The organism is Ohtaekwangia sp. (assembly GCF_036786105.1).
GTDB lineage: Bacteria > Bacteroidota > Bacteroidia > Cytophagales > Cyclobacteriaceae > Ohtaekwangia.
In genome coordinates, this window is the sequence record NZ_DAIQRQ010000049.1 from 6,162 (window position 1) to 23,000 (window position 16,839).

Consider the following 16,839-nt stretch of genomic DNA (forward strand, 5'->3'; position numbering starts at 1 on the left):
GTATTGCGTGTATTGGAAAACACGCTGAATCTCACATACAAGATCAACGGCAGGCAGATAGAAATTACAGCAGCAGGATGTTAAACCTTCGCGCATGCTCATTACCAAACCAACGCTGGCGATGGCTGGTGATACCGGCTATATGTATATGTCTGCAGACATTTGCCCAAAATAATCTTCCCGATGTTTCCATTAGCCTGGAGGTGAATGGTTCGCTCGCAGAGTTGCTCGAAGCGATCGCTAAAAAAGGCGGTGTGCGTTTCTCCTATAACCCCAAAAAGATTGAAGCCGCTCAGACCACGAAATATAGTGCGGTAAATAAAAAATTAACGGCTGTATTAAGTGATCTTGCCGATCGCTTCGGCATTCGCTATACATTGGTAGAAGGACAGATCATTTTAAAGCCGGAGAAAAAAACAGATAAAGGTGAACTGCAAACCATAACACTGAGTGGAACCATAAAAGATGCGGGCAGTGGCGAAGCATTGATTGGTGCTTCGGTATTGGTCAAAGAGCTGCAGACAGGAACCGTAACCAACGGCTTTGGTTTTTACTCCGTTACAGTACCAAAAGGTAAATATACCGTCACCAGTTCGTTTCTTGGATACCAGCCGCACACGGCTACAGTAGACCTGGGTGCATCCGTACAGCAAGATATAGCGCTGAAAGAAGATTTACCGGTGCTGGAAGAAGTGATCGTAAGCAACCCATTGCCGGATGTGGCACAAGAGATTGCTGTGAGCAATACCAACGTGCGCCCGAAGACCGTAGAAGACCGACCTGCGTTGTTCGGCGAGATGGATGTAGTGAAATCGCTTGAATCTATACCGGGTGTAAAGCTGCATTCAGACGGTTCTACATTTTATTATGTGCGCGGTGGCAACCGCGATGAGAACCTGGTGTTGATGGATGATGCTCCGATCTATAATCCAAGTCACATGCTCGGACTTTTCTCTACGATTATACCGGATGCTGTGAATGATATAACGTTGTATAAAGGTGACATGCCTGCATCACTGGGCGGTAGGTTGTCGTCTGTGCTGGATGTACGCACCAAGAAGGGAAACGATCAGCGATTTGAAGCGTGGGGAAGTACGGGGTTGATCTCAACAAAAATAGGGGTGGAAGGTCCATTCCGGAAAAGTGCAAGTTCGTTCCTGGTATCGGCCCGGGCTTCAACATTGAAGTGGATCTTTCAACGCATCAACAAGGATGTAAAGCAGTTTGATTTTCATGATTTCACTACCAAAGTCAATGTGAAGATCAATCCGGAAAATCGTATACTCTTCTCGCTATATACGGGCGCTGATAATTATTTCGATACCAACAACGGTATATCATGGAGCAATACGGCAGGCACGCTGCGGTGGAACCATTTGTTCGGCGACCGTTTGTTTATGAATACAACGTTAGCGCTTAGCGGTTACGATTATTTTTTATATACCGATGTAGCTACGAACACGCGTTGGAATTCACACATCTCCAACTTCAGTGTAAAGTCTGATTTCAGTTATTTTATACGCCCGGAAAATGAGCTCACGTTTGGCCTGAGTGCCAATGGATATACTTTTAATCCCGGCAATCTGCAGTCGGATACTACGATATCGTTTCTTCCTACGCTTTCCGTTCGCAACTCGGTGGAGTTTGTACTTTATGGCAATCATGAGGTAAAGCTTAATGAGCGATGGGGTGTGAATTATGGTGCACGTTTTTCCGTATGGTCTGATACCGGTGAATCTTTCGAATATGTATTTGATGCGAACCACAATCCTATCGATACATTGTACTATGCCAAGGGCGATAACTATAAGCAATTTGTAAATATAGAGCCGCGGTTCACGCTGAGCTACCTGCTGAATGATCATGCTTCTGTTAAGGCCAGCTATGCGCGCAATGTGCAGAATGTACATTTGATCTCGAACTCCATCAGTCCGTTTACTTCACTGGAAGTGTGGTTGCCAAGCAGCATCAACATCAAACCGGAAACTGCCAATCAGGCTACGGTCGGGTACTATCACTCCTGGCAAAATATAGGTACATCGTTTACGGCAGAAGCGTTCTATAAAAAGATGAACAACCAGATCGATTATAGTGCACATGCCGAAACATTATTAAATCCCCTGTTGGAGCGTGAACTGCGTTTTGGTAAGGCAACGGCGTATGGCATAGAATTGCTGGCCAGGAAAGACGAAGGTCGCTTGCGCGGATGGATCGGCTATACCTACTCACGCGCCAGACGCAGGTTTGCGGATATAAACGAAGGGCGGGTATATAACGCTTACTATGACAGACCACACCAGGTAAACCTGATGGTATCATACGATCTTTCGCTGCGCTGGAATCTGGGTATGAACTGGGTATATTCTACCGGCTCACCGTTTTCTTCGCCTGTCAGCTTCTATCAATACAATGGTGAGGAGGTGCCTGTCTATGGCCAGAAGAATAACGACCGGTTGCCGGATTATCACCGGCTCGATCTGTCTGCCACGGTGAAGCTGAATAAAAATCCGGAGAAGCGTTTCAGACACAGTTTATCGTTTTCCATCTTCAATGTATACGGCCGCAAGAATGCGCTCTTTGTGAACTATAACAAAACCGAGAACAGCAACGGCGATTTCAAAATACCGGCCGATGCATCCGATGGCAATCGTGTTACTTCACAATACTATTTATTCCGGTTTACGCCATCTATAGCCTATAACTTCAAGTGGTTATGAAAGTACGACTTCATACGATTCTGTTCTTTATTCTCCTGCTGATGGCGTGTGAGGAGGAGACGAATCTACCGTTGAAATCGGAAGATACCCATCTGATTGCTGTAGAGGGTATGCTTACCAATGAAAATATCAGTCATCGCGTCAAACTTACACATCCGCATAAAACACAGAATGAAACTCCGGAGCCGGTAACGGGTGCACTTGTTACCATAGCCGATGATGCTACGGTTTATCCATTAACAGAATATCCTGCCGGCTCGGGTGAATATTATACTCCTGTGCTACGCGCTGTAACCGGCAAAGTATATACGCTGCATATACTATATAATGAACATGAATATACCGCACAGGATAGCGCTGTGCCTGTAGAAGCATTGCAGGCTATTCAATATAAAGCGGTAAACGATCAGTTCGAGTTGGTGTTTAACTCCTCCGGTCAATCGCCCAATTATATAGAGCATGCTATATCCTGGCAGAATACAACTGCCTGCACCGGCAGCGACTGCGCAGGAGAGTTGATCTATTATGATTTGAAGACGATCGATGTGAACGAGCTATACAAACCGGATAAAGAAGATTTTTACTTCCCGGCAGGGGCAACCATTATTCGTAAAAAATATTCGATTAGCGTTGCTTACAGGGAGTTTTTGCGCTCCATGTTATCGGAGACCGAATGGCGCGGAGGTATATTTGATGTGCAGCGCGACAACGCCACGACCAATCTCAGCGCCGGTGCTGTTGGTTTCTTTGCCGTATCTACGGTGGTTTCAGATACTACGGTGGTGAAATAATTTCATTTCCATTCTAAAAAGGGCATTTTTGCCCCGATCTGAACAATTTTAATTTTTTTTATAAAAAGGCATAAGGGTACTTGCAGATGCCTGTGTTCTAGGATTGAACAGCAGCAAAAACGACTGCTGCAATAACAAGAGAGACTAAAACACAACATTAAAAACCAAAATCATGAAGACTGCAAAACTTGTTTCAATTGTCTTGGTCATGGGGCTTGCGCTGTCCATTTTATTTACCGCCTGCGAAACAAACCAGGATGTAAAATCGGAGGATACAATCCTTCCCGAGAAGTTTAGTGTAGATATACCTGCTTCCATCAGCAACAGTTCTGCGGGTGGCAGACTGGCGGCCGGAAGGGCAGAAGGCGATACGGTGAAAGGTAGCGATATATATATTAACCTCAGAACATTCATTGCTGTAGGGAAAGCAGCTTCTACTTTGGTGGAGCAATTTATAGCAGGCATTCGCTTGTATAAGATCGATCGCGTAATGTCGATCACCTATGTTGGCGATGATGACAACCGCGTAAAAAACCTGGTAGTGTTATCAAATGTTTCCTTCGAAGGTGTTGACTGGGATTATCAGCTTACCATTACGGATGCTGAATCGGAAAACGCTGCCGATGGTGGTAAAGCATTACAGATATTCTGGAATAAATCATCTAAAGTAAAAGGCATCGCAATCATTAAACCGTATAACTGCGATCGCATTACCAATGCCAATGCTAAAGATGCCGTGTTCCGTATTGACTATAGCGAGTTTGGTGAACATGGTTATGATGCGGAAATGGAAGTACGCATTGCGGGTCTGCCACTGGCTAATCCATTGAAAGATCCATACTCAATCAATTCCCTGCACATGTTTGCCGGCAAGAAGGGTGATGTGGTAGATGTATATGGAAACAGCAACCATCCGAACGCGGTTCTGTTGTCGGGCACTACAGGTTTCGACTGGGCATTTGTGGCATCGGGCAGCGATCCTGATAACATTGGTGTGGCAGAAGTTGGTTTGCCTCCAAGCACGCTGGACAGTGACGATCGCCAGGTGTTGCTGAAAGAATATTCAATCAAAAATGTACTTACCAGCGAGATTACTGCAATGTGGCCTGGTATTGATCAGAATGCTCTTGCCGCGTATCTCTCCACTACCTCAGCACCCGGATATTTTAATGCAAATGGTTTTGTTTCTGGCGGTACTTCACCGGGTGCCAAGTGGGATGTGCTGGCAAAACGCCTCGATGCGCTGAGTCCTTACAATCCGAAAGCTACAGGCGAGCTAACAATCTCCTTCAAATAATACTTCCACAGATGATCTGAACGAGGAAAGGCAAAAGTACCCGTTCAGTGAATCGGGCCTCTGGTTGCGAGCCAGAGGTTTTTTCATTTGTATCTGTTGCCAGATGCCGTTTGCCAGGAAAAGTTGTCGGCAGATGATAACCTTTTGTTATTTTAGCGCATCACTAACATACAAGTTTTGTGGCGCAGGCATCTTCTGTTAAAAATCTGATCTTTGATCTGGGTGGTGTTATACTCGATCTTTCAGTTGATCATACTTTACAATCTTTCTCCGACCTGTCGGGGCTTGAAAAGAAAAAAGTAAAAGAGCTCTTCATCAGCTCTCCCGGTTTTCTGGAATATGAAAAAGGACTTATTGACGATGAAGAGTTCCGCTCCTTCGTACGCAAGCTCTACAACGTAACGGCTGATGATGCTGCACTGGATGCGAGCTGGAATGCCATGCTGCGCGGTATACCACAGCAAAAGCTTGATCTGTTGCTGAGCCTTAAGAATAAATTCAATGTATACCTGTTGAGCAATACAAACACCATACACCTCAACTATATCCATGACAAAATCCTGTTGCCGCATTTTCAGGAAAAATCGCTGGATCGTTACTTTCACAAAACATACTACTCGCATCTGATGAAGAAGCGCAAGCCGGATGCTGATATATTTGAGCAGGTGCTGGAAGAGAACAGGCTGGCTCCGCAGGAAACTCTTTTCCTCGATGATAATGCCGATAACATTGCCGGTGCGAAAGCGCTGGGCATTCAAACCGTACATGTGGTTACTCCGGATGTGATAATGGATTACTTCAATGACTAAAGAGACGAAAAGGATTTTGCTGCAGGTAGGGTTGTTCCTGGCAACGTTTATTACCACTACATTTGCCGGTGCAGAATGGTGTTTTGGTAAATCTGTATTTGCGCTTAGTGCCAGCAAAGGGATCGGTTTCAATGCCGCGTATAGCTGGGCCGATTTTGTGAGCGGCATGCAATTTTCGGTTCCGTTCCTGCTGATCCTGACGGTGCATGAGTTCGGCCATTACTTTGTATCCATGTATCACAAGATAAAAGCATCGTTACCGTATTATATACCTTTTCCTCCCAATCCGCTGATACCTTCTATCGGAACCTTTGGCGCAGTAATACGCATTGAAGAAAAGGTACGATCCAACCGCCAGCATTTTGATATAGGCCTGGCGGGACCACTCGCAGGATTTATAGTGGCGATTGCCGTGATCATTTATGGATATGCTACGCTGCCTCCGGCCGACTATATATTTACAGTACACCCCGAGTATAAGCAGTATGGATTTAATTATGCGGAGCATGCATACAATCCGATATCAGAAACGGATTCTTTGGCCGCAATGGATTTCAATATCGGTACACCGCTGGTATATACCATCTGCAATCAATTTATAGCCGATAAAAATCGTATTCCCAATTCACATGAGCTGATGCATTATCCATTCCTGCTGGCGGGATTTATAGCGCTCTTTTTTACGAGCCTGAATCTGCTTCCCATTGGGCAATTGGATGGCGGACACGTTACGTATGGTTTGTTCGGAGGGAAAGGGCATCGGATCATCGCTTCCGTATTCTTTGTGTTGTTTATCTTTTATGCGGGGCTGGGTGTTGTGAAAGTAGGAATGCCTGCTTCCAGTTTGGTGTGGCGAATACCCATGATTACATTATTCAACTATACATGCTTTGCGGCATTGATGCTGCCGGCCAGACGCGACTCGCTGATGTATGCTTTGCTGATGCTTGCGGTACAGATACTGCTCTGCTGGGCCTTTCCGAAACTTGAAGGCTATACCGGGTGGTTACTCTTTGGCTTTATCATCAGTCGCTTTATCGGTATTCAACATCCGCCTTCTGAAATCGAAGAGCCATTAGATGCTAAACGCATTGTCCTCGGATGGTTTACGTTGCTGATCTTTATTCTGTGCTTTAGCCTGGCGCCACTGGATATTTACTATATCAAGCCGATTACCGGTTGATGCCGTTGTAAATTACCGCACGATAATTTTCTGGGAAGCAAATGCGTTGCCTTTCCTGACGCGAAGTATATATAGGCCCGGTGTAGCTTGCTGAAGCTTTACCTTCTGCTGCTGATCGCTATATACCTCAGAAGAGAACGGCATGGTCTGCCCGGTGATGCTGATTACCTGTAATACCTCGAATGCGCGATCCATGTAGAACTCGCCATGGCTGGGATTCGGATAGGTAGCAAGTAGTGTTTGCTCTTCCGGTATGCCCACCGGGTTATCTTTACCTTTGCCAAACAACGGGCGTATCATCAGGCTTCCGGTAACATCAGTGTTCTGATACCAGCCGCCACCCACATTTACAAACATTCTGTCGCCTGTGTCATTGTTGGCATCCAGCCCGATGCGAACGTTGGGCGAAGTATAGCCTATATAGAAGCGTTGTTTTACCCGCACTACCTCCGGCACTTTAACGCGTTGAAATTTATTGATCGTGCCTTGTTTTACCAGGGTATAGCTGGTGATGGTATACTGCAGGTCGCCAGGCAAACCATTGGCATCATCATAGATCTGGAAATCTACGGTTGGATCGGCGCTGAGACCAAAATCAGGGAAGTATACATCGAACGCCACCAGTGTATCCACAGCATCCGTGAGCATATCGAATGCATAGGCAAGCTTGTCGCTCGTAGTATTGAGGCGCGCAGAAAATTCAGCCGTGCCATCATCGTATGCGTAATAGTCTTTGAGCTTATAGGTGGTGGTAGAAGTATCGTTAATGCGGAAATCAATCGGCAAAAAATTAGGGCGGCCACTATCGAGATTGTCACCACTGATCACGTTGATTTTCAGAATAACATCAATCGAATCGGCTGAAGGATTGAATTGCAACGGATCGCTTGCATTTGGTTTGGTTTCCATGCGTACGCGGGCGCGCTCGGATGGATTCATTAAACCTCCGTTCGGACCAACACCGCCGGAGCTGAATAATATAGTATGATCTGCCAGAGCTGCACCGCTCTCATAATTCCTGAAGGTCATGTTGGCGTTATACCCGATCGCAATTTCGGTGGTAGACTTCTTCAGGTTCTTTACATCAAACTCGATGCTGTCGAACGGTGCTGTTTTCCGGAAGTGCTCTAACGGAGCTGCGGTATATCTGCCAAAGAGTTGTGTAGGTTCAGAAGCCAGCGAGCGGTCGGGATACGATGTGCTGCTCAGTGTTCTGTTCTTATCAAAATATATATAGTCGAGGTTCCAGGTATCGAACGGGCCAGACTTGCGGCCGAAGTTATCGAAGCGGAATTGAAAAGCGTTGTGGAAGAAACGTGCATCATCAAAGGGTACCTGGATAATGGTGTCATAAAATTCCGTGCGACTCATCGTTGTTTTCGGATAAATCGTCATCATGATCTCCCATTCTCCAGAACTGTTTTTGAACTCTAACTGGAAGAAGTCATTTTTATCAGGTGGTTCACCGTTGCCTTGCCATTGATAAAAGAAACTGAGGAATAGCGAATTGCGCTCACCGAGCGCTACCCCCGTTTCGCTGAGGTCGATCGGCTGTGAAGTTAAACTATCGCGAAGGCCGTTGGCAAGTATAACATCCGAGTAGGGGAGGCCCGCTGAATTGAGTCCATCGAAAGTCGCTACATTAATGCTGGGCGCATTTACACCAACACCTTCGTTGATCCAGACACTTTCACTATTTATCCAAATGGAATCGAGTGGATAGTTAGCATTGGTATCTGCAGGATTATCAATGGGCGTGAAAGAGAAATCATCCCAGAAGGGAAGTGATAACGGTGTACTTTGTTTGCGGGCCGAAGCGGATGAAGTTTTACGAATAGCTGGTTTTCGCTGCACGGCATCGCGTACCAGTTGCCCCAGGCTGTCCGTTGTAACAAACAGGAGCATAATGAAAACAACGGTGTGTGGGCTGAACCGGTCAGCCCGTAATGTTTTTAGAGTGTTGCGTAACGTATCGTTTGTAAATTTGTGGATCATTCACTCGGGGGTTCTGTTCCGGGGGCGCCTATCCATATATCAACGACATCACCGATCTTTATCGTTTCTCCGGGCTCCGGTTTTTGTTTCAAAACAACAGGTGTTATGCCGACTGTATCGCCCACAACGGTTACATTGATGTTCCAGTTATTACCAAGAATTACAAACTTGGCATCTTCATAATCCTGGCCTACCAGATCTTCCACGGTTACTGCATTACCACCACTTTCAACAACAAGGTCGATCACGGCTCCTTTAGGAACCCGTACATTGGGTTCTATGTGAGCACCGCGGTATTTCATTTCTTTCACCACATTCAGAAAGCCGCCAGGAACCATCGTGATTTTTCCACGCTTCAGCTCATTGCTGGCGAGTACAGCATCTGCATTTACTACCGATCCATTCACCAGGTTGGGTAGGGGCACCGTTGGCACATCAATGCGATTTACGGAGATAAAAATCTTTCGGCCTTCTTTCACTTTCGCTCCTGGATGCGGATACTGTTTTAATACCGTAAGCGGAGGAAACTCCGCTGAATAAGAAGAGTCGTTTACCTCGTAGCGGAGATCTTTCTTCTCCAGGAAGTCTTCAAGTTCAGAAACTTTCATGCCCTGTATGTCGGGCACGGTTATACTCTCCAGGTGATTGGTGACCTTTGGCAAATAGACGAAAAAATACAGCGCTATTAACACCATCAGAAAAGCCAGCGCCAGCGCGAGGCTGAGTAAAACACCTCCCAGTGTATCGGACGTAAATTTGCCAAGACTAAATTTCATTTCGAATAGGGTAGTTGAGAACAAATATACAGCATCAGAACTTCAATCCTGACTGGAACCCGCGTTCAATGCGCTTACTGCGGTCATAACGTTCCTGTGCAAGGTCGAGTAGCCGGGTAATCAGGTCAGGGAAGCTTATGCCGCGTTCCTTCCACATTACCGGGTACATGCTCGAGTTGGTAAAGCCGGGAATACTGTTGATCTCGTTGATATAGATATTTCCTTTTGTATCAAGGAAAAGGTCGATGCGGGAGAAGTCTTCACAATGCAGGGCTTCGAATGCTTTTACCGATGCCTTCCGGATTTTCTCAGCGATAGCTTTGGGCAGCTTGGCCGGTACATCGATGCGCACGGCTTCGGGGTCTACATATTTAGCATCGAACGTATAGAACTCGTAATTTTTACTGATCACCACTTCACCCGGATAGGATGCTTCCGGCGGATAGTTGCCAAGGATAGCGCACTCAATCTCGCGGCCGCTCACATACTTCTCGGCAATCATTTCGTCATCATATTTGAAAGCTTCTTCCACCGCCTTCTTAAAATCATTTTTAGTTTTCACTTTCGATACACCCACGGATGATCCGAGACTTGCCGACTTGAGCATGAACGGTGTACCAAGTTTTTTAGCAATAGCGTTGAACGTGATCTTGTCTTTCTCATCGTAGCGGAACGTCATGAAATCGGTTACCGGCAACCCCGCCTCTTTCAACAGTCGCTTGGCTACAATTTTATTCATGGCCATGGAAGAGCCCAGTACACTGGTACCCACCATCGGTATATCCATCGCTTTGATCATACCCTGTATACTGCCGTCTTCACCATCGGTGCCGTGCAGTACAGGGAAAATAACATCTACTTCAAAACGCTTGTTGCTTTTCAATGTCATGAAGCCAGGCTTCACCGGGTCTAGCACAAGGCTCAGGGCTTCACCTTTCTCTATATCCTTGCTCACATTTTCAGTGAGGTACCACCGGCCCTTGGTACTAATGCCGATGGCTACAGGTTCAAATTTTTTCTTGTCAATATACTCGTAAATATTGCGGGCCGAGTTAACCGATACACCGTGCTCTACCGAGCGACCTCCATAAAGGATTGCTACTTTTTTCTTCTTAGCCATCTAAAAAAATGTTTCGTGCCGAAAGATAGTGAAAATTAGCTGCGAGGGCTATATAGCTGCTGGCTTCTGGCTGCCGAGCTGCTAGAGATGTGTGATTGGGAAATGGGAGTGTGATGACTTCATTATTCGTTGATCGGTGTTCCTTGTTCGATATTTTTAAATAGCTGCTGGCTTCTGGCTGCTGAGCTGCTAGAGATGTGTGATTGGGAAATGGGAGTGTGATGACTTCATTATTCGTTGATCGGTGTTCCTTGTTCGATATTTTTTAAATAGCTGCTGGAGATTTCGTTATACTTCCGTGTAACGTGTAACGATTAACCGATAACGGCTAACGAACAACAAACTTCGCTGCATAGTCTTTACCAGGCGTGAGGGCGTGCACCAGATACATGCCCGGCTGTATATCATCCAGGTAAAACGAATAGGTTTGATTCAGCCCTTCTGAGATAGTTTGTGTATGCAATACATGTCCGGAGACATCTGTGATATATACAGTTGCCGATTCGCGTTCCGGAAGGTTGAGACGTATGTTTATCAGGTCTCCGCTCAACACAAGGTTCGGATATACTACAAGCTGTGAAGTTACCGCCGGAGGATTTTCATACTGGAAGAACTCGATGTTGTCGAGGTATAGATTGTTGCCATTCTGATTGGTGAAGATAAAGGCCAGTCGTACACTGTCTTCTCCGGCAAGGGCGCTCAATGAAATATTTTTCCCCTTGGTCCAGTCACTGACAGAAACCGGTTGCCATGCCGAAGAGGACGTGCGCGTGTCGATGTTGGGGCCGCTATCATTAAGTAACGATGTAACGAACGAAGTACCACAATCTGTTGAGGCTACAATGCGGAAATTATCGATCATGCCGGTGCGATAGGCATACGAAAGATCAAATGAAACACTGGCCTCCGCAGAAGTTGTGAGATCGAGTGTCGGGCTTACCAGCCACAGCTCATCGCCAACGGTGGTGTTTGTAAAACCATTGGCATATATAGCCGTGTTATTGGTAAGACTCACTGATTGCCAGGTGGCTCCGCTTGTCGGGTTGGTAACAGCCCACGTGTTGCTGAAGGTTGCGCTTTCAAAATTCTGCCGCAGCGGTATAGCATCCTGCGAGGTGTTGGTAACGGTAATCTGCGATTTGCTGTTGTTCAACGGATTTACATCGATACCTCCGTTGGGTGTTTGTACTTCAAAGGAGAGTTCATTCTGATCTTGTGAGAGTTGAATGTCGGGAAGGATAACTTCGATCAGATCATTTTCTTCCAATGCTACGTTATCAACTTGCGTAGGAATGGATGCACCATTTACGGTATATACCAGTTTGAACGATGTGATCGTCTCAACACTGTGATTTACTTTCACCACCACGCGGGGTGTAACGGTTGTTTTACATGTTACCGGCGATGGCGCTATAATTTCCTTGATGAGCAGATCATTTCCTTCGGCCGTGGGATCTAGTAATCCCGGCGATGTAAGCAACGATGTTCTCCGTGGACTATTCTCCAATACGGTGATCATCCTGTCGACCTGATCTTTTGTAAAGAGATTCATGCAGGCATCATCGGTATAGTCAAGGTAATTCTGAAACATCTTGGTGGAATTGCAGGCAGCCTGCGGATGCGTTGGGCAGTTGTATGTAGGAGCATCCTGAGGAGGTGTATCGGCAATATAGTCGGTGCCATTGCAATTGGAAACATCGCCCCAAAGGTGACGAAGTCCAAAGAAGTGGCCGAGCTCGTGTGTAGCCGTGCGGCCTTTGCTATACTTTGCTTTCAAACTGAAAGCACCGTCATCAGCAGAACCGAACGCCTGGTAATTGAATACGGCACCATCGGTAGTCGCGAGGCCGTTCTGGTAATCTTCCAGGCCCGGGAGATTTGATACCGGAAATTGTGCATAGCCCAGATAATCGGTCAGGTTACAAACCCAAATATTCAAATAGTCATTGGAAGACCAGTAACTCAGACTTTTCAACTCGGTGTTATCGCCCGAAGTCCACGAAGTTTGTGTGCCTTTTACCCGTACAATACCATTGGTAGCAAAGCCATCGGGTGTACGTTTGGCCAGAACAAATTCAATGCTCATGCTACCAGCCGCCGTTTTAAACTCTGCCGGTGTATTGCTTGCATCGCTGTTGAGTCGCTGATAGTCGTTGTTCAATACTTTGATCTGAGAGATGATCTGTGCATCGGGTATATTGGTGCCGGTGCCTACAGCCTCACCGTTATGAATAACGTGCACCACTACCGGAATCTGATACGTTGCTGTTTGCGTACGGTTAGCCGATTGTTGCTTCAGCCGCTGTTGTTTCTTTTGCATCAGCCATTGTTCAAACTGTGTGTTGTTCTCTGGTATATTATTCCGGCGAAGTAATGCAGATGTATACTCTACCGTACCGCAGCGGGTTTGAGCATCAGCGGTATACACATGTACAAAAGTCATCAACAGACAAACCGCGATGGTCGCTTTCTTTTCGAAATTCGCAAAAAATAACAGCATGGAATTCACACAAGCAGAGGTCAGATACACAAAATCTTTATCAGGGAAATATACGAAGAGTAACCGTATGTTCAGAAAGCATCCCTTGATAACTTTTTTAATGCCCGTTTCGATCGCCAGGTGATTTTTTAAAAGGTGTATCGTGGCTTGAAAAGGCGGTGACATGGTATCCGGCTAAGGCGGCAAACGGAAAGTGCGAAGAACCTTGGTGCATACATATTCAACGCCGCGTAGTTTGGTAATCTGTTGTTTCAATCGCCATGACTTTGCCGTAAGCAACGGCTCTCCAACTCCCGATGGCATGTTAACGATGATCGGTATACACGGTGACAGCCATGTTACTGTGTCGCAATCGTGAAAATATTTTTCTGAAATGATTACACAGAAGGACCTCGGTGATAATACGGATGTAGCAGCTATAAAACCTTTAAAGACGGCTATAGAACGTTTTTTGGTTCCCAGGCTTCCCACCGCAGGCTATAGATGTGTTATGTTGCAGGATCGTAAAACTATATATTTACTCTTTGCAGCGAAAAGTAAATGTGAGTAGAAAAGTCTTTATGATGCGCCATTTTTGTACAGAACATTTCGTTATAAAATATTTCGTAATGCAACTTGCCGTGTTGATCAGCTTTTCTGTACAGGCTCAGCATACGCTTTCAGGCATTGTGACGGATTCCCGGAGCAATGAACCCCTGCCACAGGCATCCCTATATTTACCCGAACTTCAGCGTGGTTTGTGTGCACAGTCAGACGGTGGTTTTATATTTCCTGATATACCTGGCGGTAAGCTGCTGCTGGAGATATCTCATCTCGGTTATAAAACAAAGTTTCTGAATATCTCTGTGCCTTGCGATTCTCTTATTCGCATACAGCTGGAGCCTTCCGTTTTTTATGCAAAAGAAGTAGTGGTAACCGGCTATCGATCGCAGGCTCCGCAGGAAACTACATTTACCATTGCACAGTTAACGCGTGCACAACTAAATGAAGCGGGGGCATTCAGTATTGCCGATGCACTGACCAGAATACCGGGCGTGAGCCAGCTGACTACCGGCGCAGGTATATCGAAGCCGGTTCTCCGCGGACTATACGGCAATCGGATTCAGGTAAATGTAAATGGACTTCGTTTTGATAATCAGCAATGGCAGGATGAGCATGGACTCGGACTGAGTGATATAGGTATAGATCGATTGGAGATTATCCGCGGACCAGTATCGGTACTATATGGCTCCGATGCCCTGGGTGGCGTGATCAATGTAATAGAAGAACGGCCTGCGCCTGTAAATTCACGCAGTCAGGATGTGAACTTCCGCTTATACTCCAATACATACGGGATGTCGTTAAACTATGGTTACAAAAAATCATCTGCCAATAAGTGGAAAAAAATCAGGGCTGGTTTTGACAGTCATGGCGATTATAGTGACGGTAAAAACAATCGTATTCTCAATTCACGGTTTGCGTCCTATAATTTAAAAGCCGGGTGGGGTAAAAACAAAGCCAACAGTATACATGTGGTAAATGTTGCGAGTTCTTATAGCCTTTTTGGTTTTGTGTTTGACTCTTTGTCGCGCAAGCGGGAAGATGGAAGGCTCAGCCGATCGTTTGACGGCCCGCATCATATTGTTTCCTATATTCAGGCCACAAGTGAAAATACCTATTTCCGCGACCGTAAAGAAATCAAATTCAACATCGGGGCAACGTCTAACCTGCGTATGGAAGATGAGGGAGGTGGAGGCATAAGTCTTTCCATGCTGTTAAACTCCGCCAATGCGCTGATACAGGTAATTCGCCCTGTCGGTTCTTTTGCCGAGTGGGTATATGGCGGAAGTATATTTGCACAGACGAACACCAATTTTGGCGGTAGAATTATTATTCCCAATGCGCTCAGCGGAGAAGCATCAGCCTTTGGTTACTATAAATTTCACCGGGATAAATGGTTGCTGGAGGGAGGTATCCGCTATGACAAAAAGTTGGTCGAGACGTTCGCAACCAAGTCGCTTAACGTGACGGACAATGATAGTCCTACCCAGGAAATTATACCCTTTACCCGGTTTTACAACGCCTTTAATTTTTCGGCAGGTGCAGCGCGCACATTAATTGACAATCTCCAGGTGAAGCTTCATGCTTCTTCGGGTTATAGACCCGGCAACCTGGCAGAGCTATCCAGCAACGGACTACACGAAGGGACACTTCGCTGGGAAATTGGTATGCCGAATGCCCGGATCGAGCAGAATCTAAATGTAGAGGGCTCCGTGCTATATACTTCATCTTGCTGGCACGTTTCTGCTTCGGTGTATTCCAATTACTTCAGAAACTATATATACCTCGAACCAACCGGTACGGAGTATTATGGATTCAGCGTATATCATTTTCAGCAAACAAATGCGAACATTCGCGGCATGGAATTGTCCTCCGGGTGGAGGTTGCCAGGTATACACACGGAATGGGATATTTCTTACAGCAGTATACAAGCTGATAAAAGTAACGGCGAGCCTTTGCCATTTATTCCTGCCAACAAAATTACTTCCATGTTCAGGCAAAAGTTGCCACCGATGGGCAAGTTTCAAAACGCAATGATACATGCGGGCAGTGTATACGTATTCGATCAGAATCGTCCTGCAGCCTTTGAGACATCTACAAAAAGTTATCTGTTGATTCAGGCCGGTATACAAGCGCAATGCGGTAAATACCAGTTGTCGTTAACTGGCAACAACCTGCTGAATAAACTTTACTACGATCACCTGTCGAGATTTAAATATTATGGCATCGCCAATATGGGCAGGTCGATAGTCTTCGGATTGAATTTTAAATTTTAAACACGCTTTATGAAAGCAAAATTGTTGATGTTTTTTCTATTGGCCGCCGTTGCGTTGATGTGGTCGTGCGATCCGCATGTGCCACCCTCCATTGAATTCAAGACCGGCGCAAACTATATATCACAGGATACAACCGTGGCAAAAGATACATCGCTTACGGTGGGTATTATCGCCAGGAAAAAAGAAGACGATATGAAGACGTATAACATCAGTTATGCGTATGATGGTGCTCAAAGCACTACTACACAACAGACTTTTACACTCACGGGCAGCGAAGAACAATACTATGAAAAGGATTATACATTTAAAGTACGCAATCAGGCAGGTGTAGAAGAATGGTCATTCGTGATTACCGACCGTGATGGCAATATCGCGAAGTTGAAATTGAAGATCACCGTAAAATAAAAAAATCGCCCGGCTAAACCTTGACTTTAACCGGGCGACTATATCTGCAGTGTCCGCAGGAGAAGTTAGCTATATATCCGTAGCGTTTCTGCTCACAACGTTACTGCCGGTCAGTTCGCTATCGGTGTAAGGTTGATCACCTCTATTCCCTTGATTTCGGGAACATCGCGTTTGATGGCCGCTTCCACACCCGCTTTGAAAGTCATGGTAGACATACGGCAGTTACCGCAGGCCCCTACAAACTCAAGCTTCACAATGTGTTCGGGTGTGATCTCATTTACTTTCACATTGCCGCCATCGGCTTCGAGGTAGGGGCGAATGGAGTTCAGTGAGGTTTCTATTTTTTGTGTAAGTTCTTCAAGCGTATTCATCAGGCGTGTGTTTCAACTTTTACTTTCGTCAGCTAAAGGTAACTATTCTGAATCAATTT

General features: G+C 45.8%; 12 protein-coding genes. 7 read left to right on the forward strand and 5 right to left on the reverse strand.

Annotated features, from left to right (window positions below; translation table 11 throughout):
• The first annotated feature begins 77 nt into the window (after positions 1-77).
• The 5 genes from V7Q33_RS17440 to V7Q33_RS17460 all read left to right on the forward strand — a co-directional run bounded on the left by V7Q33_RS17440 (position 78) and on the right by V7Q33_RS17460 (position 6,797).
• Positions 78-2,717 (forward strand): TonB-dependent receptor, encoded by a 2,640-nt coding sequence (locus tag V7Q33_RS17440; RefSeq protein WP_333820646.1) that lies wholly within the window; start codon positions 78-80, stop codon positions 2,715-2,717.
• Positions 2,714-3,508: a DUF4249 family protein gene (locus V7Q33_RS17445; protein ID WP_333820647.1), complete on the forward strand. Its 795-nt coding sequence runs from the start codon at positions 2,714-2,716 to the stop codon at positions 3,506-3,508. Before V7Q33_RS17440 ends, V7Q33_RS17445 begins: the two co-directional genes overlap by 4 nt.
• Before the next feature lie 172 nt (positions 3,509-3,680).
• Positions 3,681-4,805 (forward strand): hypothetical protein, encoded by a 1,125-nt coding sequence (locus V7Q33_RS17450; protein ID WP_333820648.1) that lies wholly within the window; start codon positions 3,681-3,683, stop codon positions 4,803-4,805.
• Positions 4,806-4,984: 179 nt separating this feature from the next.
• Positions 4,985-5,614: an HAD family hydrolase gene (locus tag V7Q33_RS17455; RefSeq protein WP_333820649.1), complete on the forward strand. Its 630-nt coding sequence runs from the start codon at positions 4,985-4,987 to the stop codon at positions 5,612-5,614.
• A complete protein-coding gene (locus V7Q33_RS17460) occupies positions 5,607-6,797 on the forward strand; it encodes a site-2 protease family protein (protein ID WP_331977427.1) in 1,191 nt (396 codons plus the stop codon). Before V7Q33_RS17455 ends, V7Q33_RS17460 begins: the two co-directional genes overlap by 8 nt.
• A gap of 12 nt (positions 6,798-6,809) precedes the next feature.
• Here V7Q33_RS17460 and V7Q33_RS17465 read toward each other — a convergent pair whose 3' ends face one another.
• From V7Q33_RS17465 to V7Q33_RS17480, 4 genes are all read right to left on the reverse strand, one after another.
• On the reverse strand, positions 6,810-8,792 hold the full coding sequence (locus V7Q33_RS17465; protein WP_333820650.1) for a T9SS type A sorting domain-containing protein: 1,983 nt from the start codon (positions 8,790-8,792) through the stop codon (positions 6,810-6,812).
• Entirely contained in the window at positions 8,789-9,568 is a 780-nt protein-coding gene (locus V7Q33_RS17470; protein WP_331977423.1) for a PASTA domain-containing protein, read from the reverse strand. The genes V7Q33_RS17465 and V7Q33_RS17470 overlap by 4 nt, the downstream gene beginning before the upstream one ends.
• 34 nt (positions 9,569-9,602) lie before the next feature.
• On the reverse strand, positions 9,603-10,688 hold the full coding sequence (locus V7Q33_RS17475; protein ID WP_333820651.1) for a D-alanine--D-alanine ligase family protein: 1,086 nt from the start codon (positions 10,686-10,688) through the stop codon (positions 9,603-9,605).
• A gap of 328 nt (positions 10,689-11,016) precedes the next feature.
• Positions 11,017-13,353: a M43 family zinc metalloprotease gene (locus V7Q33_RS17480; protein ID WP_333820652.1), complete on the reverse strand. Its 2,337-nt coding sequence runs from the start codon at positions 13,351-13,353 to the stop codon at positions 11,017-11,019.
• A gap of 443 nt (positions 13,354-13,796) precedes the next feature.
• Between V7Q33_RS17480 and V7Q33_RS17485 the strand changes: the two genes are divergently transcribed.
• Both V7Q33_RS17485 and V7Q33_RS17490 read left to right on the forward strand, forming a co-directional pair.
• Entirely contained in the window at positions 13,797-16,004 is a 2,208-nt protein-coding gene (locus V7Q33_RS17485) for a TonB-dependent receptor (RefSeq protein WP_333820653.1), read from the forward strand.
• Between the two features lie 9 nt (positions 16,005-16,013).
• On the forward strand, positions 16,014-16,409 hold the full coding sequence (locus V7Q33_RS17490) for a hypothetical protein (protein WP_333820654.1): 396 nt from the start codon (positions 16,014-16,016) through the stop codon (positions 16,407-16,409).
• 110 nt (positions 16,410-16,519) lie between these two features.
• Here the strand turns inward: V7Q33_RS17490 and V7Q33_RS17495 are convergent, their stop codons facing one another.
• A complete protein-coding gene (locus V7Q33_RS17495; protein WP_331983250.1) occupies positions 16,520-16,780 on the reverse strand; it encodes a NifU family protein in 261 nt (86 codons plus the stop codon).
• Positions 16,781-16,839: the final 59 nt, after the last annotated feature.